This window comes from Novosphingobium aromaticivorans DSM 12444 (genome assembly GCF_000013325.1).
GTDB lineage: Bacteria > Pseudomonadota > Alphaproteobacteria > Sphingomonadales > Sphingomonadaceae > Novosphingobium > Novosphingobium aromaticivorans.
In genome coordinates, this window is the sequence record NC_007794.1 from 1,349,993 (window position 1) to 1,365,576 (window position 15,584).

Here is a 15,584-nt window from a genome sequence, read left to right on the forward strand (position 1 = left end):
CTCATGTCAATTTGGCCTCAGGGGGCCAGTTCGTAGGAGACGTTCACCGTCACCGTCATTTCGAGTTCGCCAGCGGCGACCGGCGAGGGGGCCTTGGGAGCGGACATCATCTCGGCGCGAGCGAAGACGATGGGCGGCTGGGGCGGCGCCCAGCCTGCATTCTCGCTGATCGAGAGGATGCGCACGACGCGCAGGCCCGCCGCCTTGGCATAGAGGTCTGCGCGCGCGCGCGCCTTCTTCATTGCCTCGATCCGCGCTTCGTCCATCGCGCCGTCGGGGCTGTCGATCTGGAAGCTGGGGCCGTGGACCTGGTTGGCACCGGCCGCGACGAGAGTGTCGATCACCTTGCCGTACTGGTCGAGCTTGCGCTGGCGCACCGAGACCTGGTTCGTCGCCTGGTAGCCGATGATGACCGGGTCCTGCTGTTCGAAGGAGCCATCGGGCAGGCGGCGCGGCTGGCCGTAGACCGGATTGACCGAGAGGTTGCTGGTCTGGATGTCGCGCTCGGCGATGCCTGCCTTCTTGAGTGCGGCGATGACCGCGTTCATCCGATCGGCATTTTCGGAAAGCGCGGCGCCCGCGGTCTTCGCCTGGGTGGTGACGCCGGCATTGAAGACGGCGAGATCGGGCGCGCGGGCCGACTTGCCCTCTGCCGCGATGCTGAGCAGCGTGTTGCCGGCGGCGACGACCGGGCCCGAGGAAACCTGCTGCGCGCTCGCGGCGAGCGGGAAAAGGCTCGCGGCTGCGGCGGCGAGGAGGAAAGTGCGCTTCATCGGAGTTCAGCTCCCGTTGTTGTCATGTCCCGGGTGTGGCCGGGCCGACGTTACGGTGCGATGAACCGTTCAGCGCAGCGATCGTTCCAGGACGAACATGGCGAAGGGATAGTCGCCGGGCAACGCGAAGGGCCGGACTTCGTCCGTCCGGATGTAGCCGCGCCGTTCGTACCAGGCGACGAGTTCAGGGCGGGCGTCGATCACGGTCATTTCCATGACCCGCGCGCCGAAAGCCTCGACGGCGGTGTCCTCTGCATCGGCGATGAGCGCGCGCCCGAGCCCTCCCGCCTGAAGCGCGGGATCGACGCAGAGCATGCCGAGATAGGCGCGCTCGTTCCCGAGATCGGTGATGGTGACAGTGCCGGCCAGCTTGCCTTCGATTTCGGCCACCAGGACGCGGCTGGCTGGCGACTGGATCGTGGCGGCAAGTTCAGCGTCGCTCGTCCGTTCGTCGTCGAGGAGATCGGCCTCGGTCGTCCAGCCCTGCCGCGATGTGTCCCCGCGATAGCTGGCTTCGACCAGTGCGCGCAGGCGCGGCACATCGGCCAGACGTGCAAGCCGGAACCGGATCACGCGATCAGAGCGTGGCTTCGATCGCGCGGGCCGCAGCGACCGGATCTTCGGCGCGGCTGATCGGCCGGCCGATGACGAGAACGCTGGCCCCCGCATCGCGCGCGGCGCGCGGCGTGACGGCACGCTTCTGGTCGCCCAGCTTGCCTTCGGCGGGGCGCAGGCCCGGCACGACGAAGAAGCCGTTCTTCCAGCGCTTGTGGATCGCGCCGACTTCGTGGCCGGAACAGACGATACCGTCGAGCCCGGCCTCCTGGGCCAGGTCGGCAAGGCGTATGGCCTGGTCGTAGGCAGAGCCGCCGACGCCCATCGTGCTCATGTCGGCATCGTCGAGGCTGGTGAGGACGGTGACTGCGACGACCTTGGTATGCTCGCCCGCGGCGGCCTTGGCGTCTTCCATCATCGCGCGGCCACCACCGGCGTGAATGGTGACGATGGCGGGCTCGAGGACGTGGATCGACTGCATGGCGCCCGCGACGGTGTTGGGAATGTCGTGCAGTTTCAGGTCGAGGAAGATCGGCAGGCCGACCTTGGCGACTTCGTGGACGCCGTGGTGGCCATGGGCGCAGAAGAATTCGAGGCCGAGCTTGAGGCCTCCGACATGGCCCTTGACCTTCTGGGCGAGCGCGACGGCCGCGTCGAGGCGGGGAAGGTCGAGGGCGAGGTAGATCGGGTTGCTCACGGGGTATCGCTCTTGAGGTTCTGCCCCCTCGCAGCGTCTGGGCTCGCGGCTTCGAGGTTGGTGGTGGAGAGGGACGGCGCCGACCGGGTGGTCAGCGACGCTTCGAGATTGGTGATCCGGCGCAGCAGCCGCCAGCGCGTGGCGCGGTAGAGCAGCCAGGTGGGGACCAGCCCCAGCAGGAACGCGGCGATGACCAGCGCGGGCAGCTTCGTTTCAAGAAGCAGGCCTTCCCATATGCGGACTTCGACCGGTTGCCAGTTCGCGGCGGTGAACCCCGCGAGCGCGGCAATGACCAGCACCCAGAAAATCGTGCGCAGCATCCTCATGCCTTCCGCTCCGTGACCCGCCCGTTTCGCCGCAATGCTAGGGCAGGCCAGCGCGCTTGGCGAGTCCCCCCGCTTTGCGCGCCCGGTCCGTTTCAGGCCTGGCCGAAGACGCGGTCGAAGATCGTGTCGATCGCCTTGAAGTGGTAGTCGAGGTTGAACTTCTCCTCGATCTGTTCCTTCGTCAGCGCGGCGGCGACTTCGGGATCGGCCTTGAGCAGTTCCATGAGGTTGAGCTGGCCGTCCGATTCCCAGACCTTCATCGCGTTGCGCTGGACCAGGCGGTAGGCGGTGTCGCGTTCCAGACCGGCCTGGGTAAGGGCCAGGAGAACGCGCTGCGAGTGGACGAGGCCGCCCATCTTGTCGAGGTTCTTCTGCATCCGCTCGGGATAGACGACGAGCTTGTCGACCACCGAGGTCAGCCGCGCGAGAGCGAAGTCGAGCGTGATCGTGGCATCGGGCCCGATGAAGCGTTCGACCGACGAGTGAGAGATGTCGCGCTCGTGCCACAGCGCCACGTTTTCCAGCGCGGGGGTCACGGCGGAGCGGACCATGCGGGCAAGGCCGGTGAGGTTTTCGGTCAGCACCGGGTTGCGCTTGTGCGGCATGGCCGACGAGCCCTTCTGGCCGGGCGAGAAGTATTCCTCGGCCTCGAGCACTTCGGTGCGCTGGAGGTGGCGAACCTCGACGGCGAGGCGTTCGATCGAGCTGGCGATCACGCCGAGCGTCGCGAAGAACATCGCGTGGCGATCACGCGGGATGACCTGGGTCGATACCGGTTCGACCGCCAGGCCGAGCTTCTCGGCGACGTATTCCTCGACCGAAGGATCGATGTTGGCGAAGGTGCCGACCGCGCCCGAGATCGCGCAGGTCGCCACTTCGGCGCGCGCCGCGACAAGGCGGGCGCGGCAACGGGTGAACTCGGCATAGGCTTCGGCGAGCTTCTTGCCGAAGGTCGTCGGTTCGGCGTGGATGCCGTGGCTGCGCCCGATGGTCGGCGTGTACTTGTGTTCGAACGCGCGGCGCTTGATCGCTTCGAGCAGGGCGTCAAGATCGGCCAGCAGGATGTCCGAAGCGCGGGCGAGCTGGACGCTGAGCGTGGTGTCGAGCACGTCGGAGCTGGTCATGCCCTGGTGCATGAAGCGCGCTTCGGGGCCGACCTGCTGGGCCACCCAGTCGAGGAAGGCGATGACGTCGTGCTTGGTCACGGCCTCGATGGCGTCGATCGCGGCGACATCGATGGCGGGGTTGGTCGCCCACCAGTCCCACAGCGCCTTCGCGCCGCTGGGCGGGACGACGCCGAGTTCGCCGAGCTTCTCGGTCGCATAGGCCTCGATCTCGAACCAGATGCGATAGCGGGCTGCGGGCTCCCAGATCGCGGTCATGGCGGGGCGGGCGTAGCGGGGGACCATGTTCGACTCCGTGAAAATCTTGCCCGGGCCGCTAGGGGTTAGGCCGCTCAAACGCAAGGGGCGAGGCCATGCCGTTCAGGAAAAGGCAGGTCCGAATGAACGTTGCGCAAGTGGTCAGAGCGCCGGAAGCACCTGCTTCATGCGGCCGACCACGCGGCGCGAGCCGCCCACCGTAAGATGGGTGTGGTCGGAATAGAGGAGGTCGCCGCCGACAAGAATATCGCACGCACCGCCGTGGCACAGGGCGCTGGCCGGGTCGAAGAAGGTGACGTCCGCATGACGCTCGGCATAGGCGGCCAGCACCGGGTTGATCGCATGGCCTTCGGCAAGCGCGCGCGGATACGAGGTGGGGCACGTCGCGTTGACGTATGCGCGGCAGCGCAGGTAGCCGCCCGCCATGCCCGGACCTGCGGGTGCGGCGGTGGGGACGTTGCCGACAAGGACCATGCGGGTGCCGGGCGGCAATGCGCCGCGCAGCCGATCCAGCCCGGCGAGGAAAGCCGCGCGCCCCTCGGCGGAAGTGCGACCGAGGGGGAGGTGTGAGCCCGACGAGAACAGGTTTCGGTCCCAGCGTTGTGCCCAAACCACAGTGCCTATTCCGCGCCGGGCGACAAGGCGGGCGAGTTCGGCCGGCAGGGCTTCGCATTCCTTCGCCTCCTCGGCGGCGACGGCCATGTTGCTCATGCCGGGAAGGGCGAGGCAGCCCGAGGCGGTGAGCATCGCGCCTTCGCCGAAAGCTTCGCGCAGGGCGCTGGAATACTGGCGCGCGTGGCTGTCGCCATAGAGGATGTAAGGAACCGGCCTGCCGGGCGACGGAATGCTGCTGGCGGGATAGGGGAGGGCGGACGGCGCGCCGCCCAGCTTGTTGCGCAGGGTCGCGCTTCGGGGTTCGAGGCGGCCGAAATGGCCTGCCGCGCCTGCCGCGAGGGCAAGGGCCAGGCCGCCCGCGCAGACCATGGCCAGGTGCGAGGGACGGCGCAGGGCCAAGCTCTGGCGGACGGGCATCTCGATCAGGCGCAGTGACGCGAAGCCAAGTGCAAAGGCCAGCGCGATGGCTCCCGAAAGAAGTAGCGGCGGCGGCTCGCCCAGCCATGCGTAGCGCAGGAACGCGAGCAGCGGGGCGTGCCAAAGGTATATGCCATAGGACGCCGCGCCGATGGCGGTGAGCGGGCGCCATGCGAGCGCCCGGCCGGCGAGGTTCGCCGGCCCCGCGTGCAGCAGGATGAGCGCGGTGCCGATAACCGGAAGGAGCAGCGTCCAGTCCGGCGCTGAGGCGGGGCTTGCGGCGACGAACCCTGCGGCGACGAGCGCAAGTCCGGCGGTGGCAAGGCGTCCATCCTGCCGGGCGGGCAAGGGCAGGGCGGCGCAGGTCGCGCCCGCCAGAAGCTCCCACGCGCGGGTGGGCAGCATGTAGAAGGACAGCGCAGGGTCGATCGGGCGCAGCGCCTGCATCAGCGTGAACGACAGCAAGCCCAGCCCTGCGAGGGCCAAGGCCAGGCGAGCGCGCCCGATGTGCCGCAATGCCAGCATGAGCAGGGGGAACAGCAGGTAGAACTGTTCCTCCACCGACAGGCTCCACATGTGCAGCAGTGGACGGAAGCCTTCGTCGTCGTCGAAATAGCCGGTGCGCCGGGCGAACAGGAAATTGGCGCCGAAGGTGGCGGTGGCGCCCAGGGCCTGCGCGAACTTGCGGAAGTCCTCGGGGACGAGCAGCAGCCACGCCAGAACCGCGCTTGCCGCGAGGACCGGCAGGAGCGCGGGAAGGATGCGCCGGGCGCGTCTTTCGTAGAACTGGCGAAGCGAGAAGCGGCCTTGCGCCGTCTGGTCGAGGATCGTCGAAGCGATCAGGTAGCCGCTGATCACGAAGAACACATCGACCCCGGCGAAGCCGCCCGAGAGCCCGCCCACGCCCGCGTGGAAGAGAACCACCGGGATCACGGCAACGGCGCGCAGTCCTTCGATTTCGCGACGATGTTGCAAGAAGTACCCGGCCCCGATTGTCCCGTCCCGACCATGGCTGATCGTGCAGTCGCAGGCAATCGCCCACGGCCGCCGCAGCGTGACGTTCCGGGTAGGCGAAGCGCCGATTGCGCGAACGGCGGCGGCGTTATAAGCGCAATGGGAAGAGTCCCCAGGCAGGAGAAAAAATCATGGTTCGCAAGGTTCTGGTCATCGCCGCGCTGGGCCTGTCGGTGGTCCTTGCCGGATGCAACACCGTGAAGGGCCTTGGCCGCGACATCGAGTCCGTGGGCGACGCGGGTTCGAAGGCGATCTGACGGGTTGGGCCGGCAGGTCCGCCGGTCAGATAAGTCCCTGGGCCTTGAGCGAGGTGTGGCCCTCGCGCCCGATCACGATGTGATCGTGCACCGTCATGCCCATCAGCCGCGCGGCTTCCATCACCTTCTGGGTCACCTGGATGTCGGCGCGGCTGGGCTTGGGCGAGCCTGACGGGTGGTTGTGGACGAGGATCATCGCCGCGGCGCCAACGTCCATCGCCTTGCGGATGACCTCGCGCGTGTAGATCGGGCTTTCGTCCAGCGTGCCCTCGCTGACCAGATGGTCCAGGATCAGCATGTTCTGGGAATTCAGGTAGAGCACCCGCACGCGTTCCACCGTCAGGTGCGCCATGTCGATGTGCAGGTAATCGAGCAGCGCCTGCCAGTTGGACAAGATCGGCTGTTCGCGCACCACGGTGCGGGCGAGCCTGCGGGCGGCGAGCGCTACGATCCGGAGCGCGGCGGCGCTTGTCTCGCCCATGTTGGGGTGGAGCGCCAGCGCCTGCGGATCGGCATTGAGCACGCCGGCAAGGCTGCCGAAACGTTGGACGAGCGAGCGGGCGATGGGCTTGGTGTCGATGCGCGGCCGTGCCACCATGAGCAGGTATTCGATCACCTCATGGTCGGCCAGGGCATCCTCGCCGCCGGCCATCAGCCGTTTGCGCAGGCGCGCGCGATGGCCGCTGGGGTCCGCTCCGTCGAAATCGGTTCGCGTCCCCTTGCCGGGTTCCTGTTCAGGAAAGAGTCGGGTTTGATCGGTCATGTGACGTTTGCGGGCACCACTTGCGGGCTGGCGCGTTCAATGCCGTGCATTGCCCAAGCGGGGGGAGTGCGCAAGAAGGGGGCAGATGGCAGATCGTTTCGAAATGGCGGAATCGGAAGAGCCGCCTGTCTCCGACGCGCCCCGGCGACGGGTCCGCTGGAGGCGGGTCGGCGTGCCCGCGCTCGCGCTGGTCATGGCTGCCGGAGCGGGTCTGTGGCTTGGCCGCGAGCAGCTTGCCGATCGCGTCATCGCGGGGCAGCTCCGTGGCTACGGCCTGCCTGCGACCTATGAAATCGAGAGCATCGGGCCCGGCACGCAGATCCTGCGCAACGTCGTCGTCGGCGATCCGCAGCGCCCGGACCTGACTGTCGAGCGCGTGCTGGTGGGGATCGAGTATCACCTTGGTACGCCCACCATCGGCTCGGTCCGGCTCGTCCGGCCAAGGGTTTACGGGCAATACCTGAACGGCAAGCTCAGCTTCGGCTCGCTTGACAAAGTGCTGTTCGCACCGCGCGATCCGAACAAGCCCTTCGCGCTGCCCAGGCTGGACCTGGCCGTCGAGGACGGGCGCGGACTGATCCTGTCGGACTACGGGAAGGTCGGGCTGAAGCTCGACGGACACGGGCGGCTGGACGATGGCTTCGCCGGAACGCTGGCCGCCGTCGCGCCGCGCATTTCCGGGGGCAACTGCACGGGCGAGGACGCAAGCCTGTTCGGCCGTGTCTCGATCCGCGAGGAGCGTCCGGGCTTTACTGGTCCCCTGCGGCTCAAAAGCCTGTCCTGCGAAGGCGGCGCGCGCAGCGGGGCCATCGTGGCGCAGGTCGACGCGCGTGCCGACAAGGGGCTTGGCGGCGTGGCCGGCGATGCCACCGTTCGCGGGCAGGGCCTGGCTCTTACTGGCGCAACGATCGAGACCCTGGCGCTCGATACCCGGCTCGCGTGGCGCGAGAACGTGCTGACGGGGCGGGTCGAGGCCAACGCCGGCGGCGTGAAGACCGGGGGCGTGAGCATCGGCCTGCTCGGTGTCGAGGGCGCGGTGCGGGCGCGCGAGGGCTTCCGCAAGGCGGAGTTTCGCGGCGCGCTCGAGGGCGAGGGGCTGCGGCGCGGCAAGGTGCTGGACGCAGGTCTTGCCAGTGCAGAGCGGAGCGCGAGCGGCACGCTGCTTGCGCCGATGCTCGCGCAATTGCGCCAGAGCCTGCTGCGCGAGGAGCGCGGCAGCAGGCTATCGGGCGAGATCGCGCTGCGCCGCAACGGCGATGGCTTGTCGCTGGTGGCGCCGCAGGCGCAACTCGTCGGCGGCAGCGGGGCATCCCTGCTGACGCTTTCGCGCTTCCAGGTGGCGACCGGCGGCGACGATGGCCCGCCGCGCCTCGCCGGGAACTTCGCGACCGGCGGCGCAGGCATCCCGCGCATCGTCGGCCGGATGGAGCGCGGGCGTGCCGGACAGGCGCTTTTCCGCCTGACGATGGCGCCGTGGCGCGCCGGCGGCGGCTCGCTCGCGATACCGGAGATGATGATCGCGCAGGTCGGCGACGGATCGCTCGGCTTTTCCGGAACCGCGCAGCTTTCCGGAGCGATACCGGGCGGTTCGGTGCAGAACCTCGTCCTGCCGCTCAACGGTGCCTATGGCGCCAGCGGCGAACTGGCGCTGTGGAAGCGCTGCGTGACCGCGCGGTTCGACCGGCTGGTGCTTGGCCAGATGCAGGTCGACGGCAACCGCCTCGGTCTTTGTCCGCCCGGCGGCTCGGCGATCGTCCGCAACGGCGCTGCGGGCCTGCGGGTCGCGGCGGGGACACCGGGGCTGGAACTCACTGGACGGCTTGGCGAGACGTCGCTTGCCGTGAAGACGGGTGCGGTGGGCTTTGCCTGGCCCGGCGTCCTGACCGCCAGGGCGGTGGAAGTGGCGCTTGGCCCGGCCGACACGGCGACCCACCTCAAGCTTGCCGATCTCGATGCTCGGCTGGGCAAGGACTTTACCGGAAGCTTCGGCGGGGTCGAGGCGAAGCTGGCGGCGGTTCCGCTCGACGTGAGCAATGCCGCCGGGCAGTGGCGCTATGCCGATGGCGCGCTTGTCCTTTCCGGCGTGGGCTTCGAGCTTACCGATCGGCTCGATCCGGCACGCTTCGAACGATTGCGGAGCGAGGGCGCGACGCTTGCGCTTGCCGACAATCGCATCGTCGCCAACGCCTTGCTGCGCGAAGCGAAGAGCGGGCGCGAAGTGGCGACGACCGTGATCCGCCACGATCTCGGAACCGGCGCCGGCCATGCCGACCTCAAGGTCGACGGCCTTGTGTTCGACAAGGGCTTCCAGCCGGATGACCTTACCCGGCTGGCGCTGGGCGTCGTGGCCAACGTCAAGGGCACCGTGCGCGGCGAAGGCGACATCGACTGGTCGGCGCGCGGCGTGACCAGCAAGGGGCGCTTCGGGACTGAAAGCATGGACCTTGCGGCAGCCTTCGGCCCGGTAAAGGGTCTTTCGGGCACGCTCGAGTTCACCGACCTTCTGGGCATGGTGACCGCCCCCCACCAGAAGCTGCGCGTCGCCTCTGTCAATCCGGGGATCGAAGTGGCGGACGGCGTCGTCGATCTCACGCTGCTGCCCGACCAGGTGCTGCGCCTGCATGAAGCGCGATGGCCGTTCCTGGGCGGCACGCTGACCCTCGAGCCGACCGACCTGCGACTCGGCGTGGCCGAAGCGCGGCGCTACACGCTCACCATCGTCGGTCTCGATGCGGCGAAGTTCGTCGAGAGGATGGAGCTGGGCAACCTTTCCGCCACCGGAACTTTCGACGGGCAGCTTCCGCTGGTGTTCGATGCGAACGGCGGGCGGCTGGAGAAGGGTACGCTGGTTTCCCGTCCGCCGGGAGGCAATGTCTCCTACGTCGGCGCGCTGACCTACAGGGACCTGTCTCCGATGGCGAACTTCGCGTTCGATGCGCTCAAGTCGCTCGACTACCGCACAATGACCATCGCCATCGAGGGCGATCTCGAGGGCGAGATCGTGACCAACGTGAAGTTCGGCGGGGTCAAGCAGGGCGCGGGCACGAAGCGCAACTTCATCACCAAGCAGGTCGCCAACCTGCCGATCCAGTTCAACGTCAACATCCGTGCGCCGTTCTACCAGCTCATCACTTCGGTGAAGGCGATGTACGACCCCGCCTTCATCAAGGACCCGCGCACGCTGGGCCTTGTCGATGCGCAGGGCCGACCCATCCAGCGGTTCGGGAACGGCGTGCGGCCCGGCGGGGCGCCGGTCGTGGTCCTGCCCGGAGAACAGCGCAGCATTCAGCCTGCAGAAAGCGGAAACCTGCCATGAAGAGCACAGAATTGACCCGATCCGCGAACCCTGCGACGATCTTGCGCATGGGGAGAAACGGATCTCAATTCGGGCGGCGCTGCCTGCTGGCGCTGCCGTTGGTCGCGGCGCTCGCGACGGGGGGCTGCATTTCGGTCAAGGCACCGGACAAGCCCATCGTCATAGAGCTCAACATCAACATCAAGCAGGAGGTCGTGTACCGGCTCGCGGCAGACGCGGGCAACACGATCGAAAACAACCCGGACATCTTCTGATGCGCCGGGAAAGTTCGAGGATGGTCAGGATGAAGACGGTTTCCATGCGCAGGACACTTGCAGCGGTTGCGGCAGCCGGCCTGGTCGCGGGGGCGCTTTCGGCGCCGGCCTTCGCGCAGTCGCGCGATCCGGCCTATGCGGCCGCACGCGCCGGCGGGCAGGTGGGCGAGAAGATGGACGGCTATCTGGGCTATGTCGTCCCGCCCAGCCCGACGCTGCGCGCGGTGGTCGAGGACATCAACATCAAGCGCAAGGCGGTCTATGCCGAAAAGGCGCAGGCCAACAAGGCGACGGTCGAGGAATACGCGCTCACCTCCGGTTGCCTGCTCATCGCGCAGACCAAGCCGGGCGAAAAGTACCAGGCGCCGGACGGGTCCTGGCAGACGCGCGGCAACGGTCCTCCGCTGCGCGATTCGCGGTGCCCGTGACAGAATCAGCGCATACGAAACACCAACGCATTTCCGCCCTTCCTCGCTACCGCGGGGGAGGGCGTTCGCTTTTGCGGAGAATGCTGGATCATGACCGGCCCGTAGCGGTTGACTCGACGTTACCCCCCGCCTAAGGGGGCGGCGCTCTCGGCGGCCATTGGTCGTTTGTGCTGCACTTTCGGTCGGGCAACTGGCAGGAGAACCGGCATGAATGACGAACCCACCGGGACAGAGCCTATCGGCGAGGACGCGCGGATCGAAGCGCTCGACAAGCGGCTGAAAGCCCTTCGCGAGCAGGAAGAGGAGCGCAACCGGCCAAAGGCAGGCGGTGAAACCGATGCGAACTATCGCATGGGCAACCGCGTGCTGGCGGAGCTGATCGGCGGCCTTGTTGGCGGCGCGTTCATTGGCTGGGTCATCGACCAGTTTGCCGGGACGAGCCCCTGGGGTCTTCTTGTGATGCTGTTCATGGGGGTCGTCGTGGCGTTCCGGAACATCATCCGAATTTCGAGCCGGCGCCCCGAATAAGGGCGCTGTTGTTGTATTCGAGTGATACGGGGTTAAGCGCGTGGCCGAAGGCAAGGTCGATCCGGTTCACCAGTTCACGATCGAGACCCTTTTCGGGACCGATCACTGGTCGATTGGCGGTTACAACATCGCTTTCACCAACTCTGCGCTGTGGATGGCTATCACCACTGCCGTCCTGATCGTGTTCGTTGCCGGCGGCGCCAAGCGCGAACTGGTTCCGGGCCGTTGGCAGATGGCGGTCGAGGGGCTGACCGGCTTCGTCGACAACCTGCTTCAGGCGAACATCGGCAAGGCTGGTCGCAAGTACCTGCCTTACGTGTTCTCGCTGTTCGCGTTCATCCTTTTCGCCAACATGCTCGGCCTGCTGCCGCTGGCTCTCGTTGGCGTGCATCCGTTCACGGCGACCAGCCATTTCACCGTCACCGGTGTGCTCGCGATCATGAGCTTCGCCATCGTGCTCGGCGTCGGCTTTGCCAAGCACGGCCTGCACTTCTTCTCGCTTTTCGTGCCGCACGGTACGCCCGTCCCGATGATCCCGATCATTTTCCCGATCGAGCTGATCTCGTTCATGGTGCGTCCGTTCAGCCTTGGCCTTCGTCTCTTCGTGGCGATGATGGCCGGGCACGTGCTGCTCGAAGTGCTCTCGGGCTTCGTCATCTCCGGCACCAATGCCGGTGTGGGCACCTTCTTCCTCGCCGCCGTTCCCAGCTTCCTGCTGATGATCGGTATCTGCGCGCTGGAACTTCTGGTGGCAGGCATCCAGGCTTACGTCTTTGCCCTGCTCACCTGCGTCTATCTGAATGACGCCGAGAACCTTCACTAATACCTGCAACATTTTTCCTTACGGATTTGAGAAAAGGGAGTTTTTGACATGGACGCAGAAAGCGCAAAGCTGCTCGGTGCTGGTCTCGCCGCTGTCGGCGCCGGTCTCGCCTCGCTGGGCGTTGGCAACGTGTTTGCCAAGTTCCTCGAAGGCGCGCTGCGCAACCCCGGCGCTGCCGACGGCCAGCAGGGCCGCCTGTTCATCGGCTTCGCGGCCGCCGAACTTCTGGGCCTGCTCTCGTTCGTCGTCGCGATGATCCTGATCTTCGTCGCCTAAGGCGAACGAAGCTCACTGATTGTTGAAATGCTGGCCGGGGTCCGCCCCGGCCGCCTGACGCCCGGACACCCGCGATGCCTCAGATTGAACAGCTTGCCACCACCTACTCCAGCCAGGTCTTCTGGCTGCTGGTGTTCTTCGGCATTGTCTTCTTCGTGATCGGCCGGGGCATGCTGCCCAAGGTCGTTTCCACGATGGACGGCCGCGACAAGCAGATCGCCGACGACCTTGCCGCTGCTGAAGCCGCACGGGCCGCCGCCGATGCCGAGGAAGAGGCATGGCGCGTCCAGGCGAACCAGCAGCGCGCCGCTGCCCAGGCCGTGATCGCAGCCGCCAAGGCGGATGCGGCCAAGGCAACCGACGCCACGCTCGCCGCTGCCTCGGCTCGTATCGACGAGACCGTGACCGCCGCCGAAGCCCGCATTGCCGCTGCCCGCGCTTCCGCGCTGGGTGAAGTGGAAGGCGTTGCCGCCGAAGCCGCGCAGGACATCGCAAGCCGCCTTGCCGGCCTGTCGATCCCTGCCGACGAGGCGCAGGCCGCCGTGAAGGGAGTTCTCGCTCATGGCTAATGCCGAAGCGACCACTGCCGTCGTCGAGCACGAGGCTGCTGGCGGCGAACACCACGTAGAGCCCTCGGCTCTGGGCCTCGGGCCCGGTGCCTGGGTCGCGCTCGCCATGTTCATCTTCCTTGCGATTCTCGTCGTGAAGAAGGTGCCGGGTGCGATCGTGGGCGGTCTCGACAAGCAGATCGGTGCGATCCGCAAGCAGCTCGACGAAGCCAAGGTGCTGCGCGCCGAAGCCGAAAAGCTGCGCGCGGAATACGCGGCCAAGATCGCCAACGCCGAAAAGGACGCGGCGGCCATGGTCGAGCACGCGAAGTCCGAAGCCGCGGCCATCGTCGCCAAGGCCGAAGCGGACGCCGCTGCCGTCATTTCCCGCCGCGAGAAGATGGCGTCGGACAAGATCGCTGCCGCCGAACGCGCTGCGGTCGACGACCTGCGCGCCAAGGCTGCCGAGGCTGCAACTGCCGCCGCGCGCGACCTTATCGCGAAGAACCATTCCGCAGGTGCCGACAAGGCGCTTGTCGATGGTGCGATCGCCGGACTGGTGAACTGATCCGCTAGCGCGCTTCAGGGCTTACAGAACACGAAAACCCCTTCCGGCGAACGTCGGGAGGGGTTTTTGTTTATGCGTTGAACGGGTGCGCGCGAACGGCCCGCAATGCGCGCGAAGCACCTCTCGTGGAAATCTGGCTGGGTCGGGAAGGGGCGCGGCTTCTGCGGCGGGGCCGCCGGCCGGTGCGGCTCAGGGCCGTGTTGAGCCCCGGATAACCAGCCTTACCGGCACGCGCCGGCCCGAGCCTTCGGTCCCGTTGATCTTTGCCAGCAGCTGTTCGACCAGCAATCCGCCGGCCATCTGGAAATCGGGTTCGATCGAGGTGAGGGGTGGGGTCGACCATGCGCCGGCGCGGATGCCGTCGAAGCCGATGATCCCGACCTGGTCCGGCACGGCATAGCCACGCGCGGTCAGTTCCTTGAGCGCGCCCAGCGCCATCTCGTCGCAGACCGCGAAGATGGCGTCGAACTGCTCTCCGCTTTCCGCCAGCGCTATCGCCGCGCGGCGGCCCTGTTCCTCGCGTGCGAGGCCGCTCTCGACCTGTTGCAGGCGCGGTTCGAGCCCGGCCGAGCGCATGGCCTCGGCGTAGCCTTCATACCGTTCCTGGAACTGGCGCTGGGGCGAGGTGGCCGAGCCGATGCACACGATCTGGCGATAGCCGCGCACCAGCAGGTGGCGCGTCGCCAGCGTGGCGCCCGAAAGGTTGTCACTGCGCACCCAGGGCATGTCGTTGTCGGGTGAGCCCCAGCAGGTCCAGTGCGTGCCTTCCGGCATGTCGCGGAAATAGTCCCACGCCGCCGTGTTGGTCGTCGTGCCGATCACGATCATGCCATCGGCCTTGCGCCGCTCCTGGAAGTGGCCCCAGAAGTTTTCGGGAGCATCCTGGAACGAGACCAGCGTTTCGTATCCGCGCGCCGATGCAGCCGCGCAGGTGCTGCCCAGGAGCGAGAAGTAGAACGGGTTGATATCCTTGCGGTCCTGCGCCTCGCGGCAGATCATCACGACCGCGAGTGTGCCGGTGCGGCCCCGGCGCAGGCGTGCCGCGTTCTCGTCCACCTGGTAGTTCAGGCGGCGTGCCGCTTCGATCACGCGCTGGCGCGTCGGCTCGCTGATCGACGTGTCGCCTGCCAGTGCGCGGCTGACGGTGGACTGGCTGACGCCCGCCGCTTCGGCCACGTCGAACGACGTTACGCGGATGATCTTCCTGTCGCTCGGCATTAGGCTTTCCCCCGGTCAACACCCCTTTAGCAGGATCGGCGTCAGCGGAAAGTATCCTTGGCGGCGCGCAGGGCGGCAAATGTGTCGACGGGCGAAGACCCGCCCCAGCGCGCGGCCATCCCGGGCGTATCGGCGCGCAGGAAGGGGTTCGCCGCGAGTTCGGCGGCAAGCGTCGTGGGCACGGTCCATTCGCCGCGCGCGCGCCTTGCTTCGACCCCGTCCGCATAAGCGCGCAGCGCGGCATTGTCGGGATCGGCGTGAAGCGCGAAGCGGGCGTTGGACTGGGTATATTCGTGAGCGCTGTAGAGCGTCGTCCCGGGGGGCAGGGCCTTGATGCGCGAGAGGCTGGCCCAGAACTGTGGCGGCGTCCCCTCGAACATGCGGCCGCAGCCCAGCGGGAACAGCGCGTCGCCGACGAACGCGACGGAGGCTTCCGGCAGGTGGTAGGCGCAGTGGCCCATGGTATGCCCGCCGACGTCGATCACCTCGGCGGTGAAGCTGCCAAGCTGCACGGTATCGCCATGCGCGACGGCGCGGTCCACGCCCGCGATCTTGCCGGCGTCATCCTCGGGCGCGACGACGGTGCATCCGGTTGCCGCCTTGATCGCCTCGTTGCCGCCCGCATGGTCGGGGTGCCAGTGCGTGTTCCAGATCTGCGTGATCCGCCAGCCTCTGGCGTTTGCCTCGCGCAGGTAGGCTTCGGCATCGGGCGTGTCGATGCACGCGGTCTCGCCGCTGTCGGAATCGTGGACGAGGAAGCCGTAGTTGTCGGACAGGCACGGGAACTGGTGGATCTCTAGCGTCATGGCCCGAGCTTAGCCGCAGT

At 67.3% G+C, this 15,584-nt stretch carries 18 protein-coding genes; 9 read left to right on the forward strand and 9 right to left on the reverse strand.

The window, feature by feature from the left end:
- Window positions 1-17: 17 nt before the first annotated feature.
- The 6 genes from SARO_RS06530 to SARO_RS20170 all read right to left on the reverse strand — a co-directional run bounded on the left by SARO_RS06530 (window position 18) and on the right by SARO_RS20170 (window position 5,740).
- Complete coding sequence (locus SARO_RS06530) at window positions 18-773, reverse strand: SIMPL domain-containing protein (RefSeq protein WP_011444963.1); 756 nt, start codon at window positions 771-773, stop codon at window positions 18-20.
- Between the two features lie 69 nt (window positions 774-842).
- Window positions 843-1,346 (reverse strand): GNAT family N-acetyltransferase, encoded by a 504-nt coding sequence (locus SARO_RS06535; RefSeq protein WP_011444964.1) that lies wholly within the window; start codon window positions 1,344-1,346, stop codon window positions 843-845.
- Between the two features lie 4 nt (window positions 1,347-1,350).
- Window positions 1,351-2,025, reverse strand: a complete 675-nt coding sequence (pyrF, locus tag SARO_RS06540; protein WP_011444965.1) for an orotidine-5'-phosphate decarboxylase — start codon at window positions 2,023-2,025, stop codon at window positions 1,351-1,353.
- The gene (locus SARO_RS06545; RefSeq protein WP_011444966.1) at window positions 2,022-2,351 is read right to left on the reverse strand and encodes a DUF1049 domain-containing protein; all 330 of its coding nucleotides are present in this window, start codon (window positions 2,349-2,351) and stop codon (window positions 2,022-2,024) included. The genes pyrF and SARO_RS06545 overlap by 4 nt, the downstream gene beginning before the upstream one ends.
- Window positions 2,352-2,443: 92 nt before the next feature.
- Window positions 2,444-3,760 carry an adenylosuccinate lyase gene (gene purB / locus SARO_RS06550; RefSeq protein WP_011444967.1) on the reverse strand — a complete coding sequence of 439 codons (1,317 nt, stop codon included), beginning with the start codon at window positions 3,758-3,760 and terminating at the stop codon, window positions 2,444-2,446.
- Between the two features lie 114 nt (window positions 3,761-3,874).
- On the reverse strand, window positions 3,875-5,740 hold the full coding sequence (locus SARO_RS20170) for an acyltransferase family protein (protein WP_011444968.1): 1,866 nt from the start codon (window positions 5,738-5,740) through the stop codon (window positions 3,875-3,877).
- A 170-nt stretch (window positions 5,741-5,910) separates the two neighbouring features.
- Between SARO_RS20170 and SARO_RS20580 the strand changes: the two genes are divergently transcribed.
- Window positions 5,911-6,036 (forward strand): entericidin A/B family lipoprotein, encoded by a 126-nt coding sequence (locus tag SARO_RS20580; RefSeq protein ID WP_083760790.1) that lies wholly within the window; start codon window positions 5,911-5,913, stop codon window positions 6,034-6,036.
- Window positions 6,037-6,061: 25 nt separating this feature from the next.
- Here SARO_RS20580 and radC read toward each other — a convergent pair whose 3' ends face one another.
- Window positions 6,062-6,799, reverse strand: a complete 738-nt coding sequence (radC, locus tag SARO_RS06560) for a RadC family protein (protein ID WP_011444969.1) — start codon at window positions 6,797-6,799, stop codon at window positions 6,062-6,064.
- Window positions 6,800-6,884: 85 nt separating this feature from the next.
- Between radC and SARO_RS06565 the strand changes: the two genes are divergently transcribed.
- The 8 genes from SARO_RS06565 to SARO_RS06600 all read left to right on the forward strand — a co-directional run bounded on the left by SARO_RS06565 (window position 6,885) and on the right by SARO_RS06600 (window position 13,540).
- Window positions 6,885-10,115, forward strand: coding sequence for a YdbH domain-containing protein (locus SARO_RS06565; protein WP_011444970.1), 3,231 nt, complete (start codon window positions 6,885-6,887; stop codon window positions 10,113-10,115).
- Window positions 10,112-10,369: a YnbE family lipoprotein gene (locus tag SARO_RS06570; protein WP_234007412.1), complete on the forward strand. Its 258-nt coding sequence runs from the start codon at window positions 10,112-10,114 to the stop codon at window positions 10,367-10,369. Before SARO_RS06565 ends, SARO_RS06570 begins: the two co-directional genes overlap by 4 nt.
- A 20-nt stretch (window positions 10,370-10,389) precedes the next feature.
- Entirely contained in the window at window positions 10,390-10,797 is a 408-nt protein-coding gene (locus tag SARO_RS06575) for a YdbL family protein (RefSeq protein ID WP_011444972.1), read from the forward strand.
- Between the two features lie 207 nt (window positions 10,798-11,004).
- Window positions 11,005-11,325: an AtpZ/AtpI family protein gene (locus SARO_RS06580; RefSeq protein ID WP_011444973.1), complete on the forward strand. Its 321-nt coding sequence runs from the start codon at window positions 11,005-11,007 to the stop codon at window positions 11,323-11,325.
- Window positions 11,326-11,365: 40 nt separating this feature from the next.
- A complete protein-coding gene (locus SARO_RS06585) occupies window positions 11,366-12,148 on the forward strand; it encodes a F0F1 ATP synthase subunit A (RefSeq protein WP_011444974.1) in 783 nt (260 codons plus the stop codon).
- A gap of 48 nt (window positions 12,149-12,196) precedes the next feature.
- Entirely contained in the window at window positions 12,197-12,424 is a 228-nt protein-coding gene (locus SARO_RS06590; protein WP_011444975.1) for a F0F1 ATP synthase subunit C, read from the forward strand.
- A 74-nt stretch (window positions 12,425-12,498) separates the two neighbouring features.
- Window positions 12,499-12,993, forward strand: a complete 495-nt coding sequence (locus SARO_RS06595) for a H+-transporting two-sector ATPase subunit B/B' (protein WP_011444976.1) — start codon at window positions 12,499-12,501, stop codon at window positions 12,991-12,993.
- On the forward strand, window positions 12,986-13,540 hold the full coding sequence (locus SARO_RS06600) for an ATP synthase subunit B (protein WP_011444977.1): 555 nt from the start codon (window positions 12,986-12,988) through the stop codon (window positions 13,538-13,540). The genes SARO_RS06595 and SARO_RS06600 overlap by 8 nt, the downstream gene beginning before the upstream one ends.
- A 189-nt stretch (window positions 13,541-13,729) precedes the next feature.
- On the opposite strand, the gene SARO_RS06605 is transcribed toward SARO_RS06600, so the two are convergent.
- Both SARO_RS06605 and gloB read right to left on the reverse strand, forming a co-directional pair.
- On the reverse strand, window positions 13,730-14,758 hold the full coding sequence (locus SARO_RS06605; RefSeq protein WP_011444978.1) for a LacI family DNA-binding transcriptional regulator: 1,029 nt from the start codon (window positions 14,756-14,758) through the stop codon (window positions 13,730-13,732).
- 41 nt (window positions 14,759-14,799) lie between these two features.
- Window positions 14,800-15,564, reverse strand: a complete 765-nt coding sequence (gloB, locus tag SARO_RS06610) for a hydroxyacylglutathione hydrolase (protein WP_011444979.1) — start codon at window positions 15,562-15,564, stop codon at window positions 14,800-14,802.
- Window positions 15,565-15,584: the final 20 nt, after the last annotated feature.

Excerpts from the sequence above, each read along its gene's own strand:
- SARO_RS06545 (WP_011444966.1), bottom strand. The coding sequence starts at position 2,351 with ATGAGGATGCTGCGCACGATTTTCTGGGTGCTGGTCATTGCCGCGCTC.
- gloB (WP_011444979.1), bottom strand. The coding sequence starts at position 15,564 with ATGACGCTAGAGATCCACCAGTTCCCGTGCCTGTCCGACAACTACGGC.
- SARO_RS06530 (WP_011444963.1), bottom strand. The coding sequence starts at position 773 with ATGAAGCGCACTTTCCTCCTCGCCGCCGCAGCCGCGAGCCTTTTCCCG.
- SARO_RS20580 (WP_083760790.1), top strand. The coding sequence starts at position 5,911 with ATGGTTCGCAAGGTTCTGGTCATCGCCGCGCTGGGCCTGTCGGTGGTC.
- purB (WP_011444967.1), bottom strand. The coding sequence starts at position 3,760 with ATGGTCCCCCGCTACGCCCGCCCCGCCATGACCGCGATCTGGGAGCCC.
- SARO_RS06575 (WP_011444972.1), top strand. The coding sequence starts at position 10,390 with ATGGTCAGGATGAAGACGGTTTCCATGCGCAGGACACTTGCAGCGGTT.
- SARO_RS06590 (WP_011444975.1), top strand. The coding sequence starts at position 12,197 with ATGGACGCAGAAAGCGCAAAGCTGCTCGGTGCTGGTCTCGCCGCTGTC.
- SARO_RS06570 (WP_234007412.1), top strand. The coding sequence starts at position 10,112 with ATGAAGAGCACAGAATTGACCCGATCCGCGAACCCTGCGACGATCTTG.
- SARO_RS06595 (WP_011444976.1), top strand. The coding sequence starts at position 12,499 with ATGCCTCAGATTGAACAGCTTGCCACCACCTACTCCAGCCAGGTCTTC.
- SARO_RS06565 (WP_011444970.1), top strand. The coding sequence starts at position 6,885 with ATGGCAGATCGTTTCGAAATGGCGGAATCGGAAGAGCCGCCTGTCTCC.
- radC (WP_011444969.1), bottom strand. The coding sequence starts at position 6,799 with ATGACCGATCAAACCCGACTCTTTCCTGAACAGGAACCCGGCAAGGGG.
- SARO_RS06600 (WP_011444977.1), top strand. The coding sequence starts at position 12,986 with ATGGCTAATGCCGAAGCGACCACTGCCGTCGTCGAGCACGAGGCTGCT.
- SARO_RS06605 (WP_011444978.1), bottom strand. The coding sequence starts at position 14,758 with ATGCCGAGCGACAGGAAGATCATCCGCGTAACGTCGTTCGACGTGGCC.
- SARO_RS06580 (WP_011444973.1), top strand. The coding sequence starts at position 11,005 with ATGAATGACGAACCCACCGGGACAGAGCCTATCGGCGAGGACGCGCGG.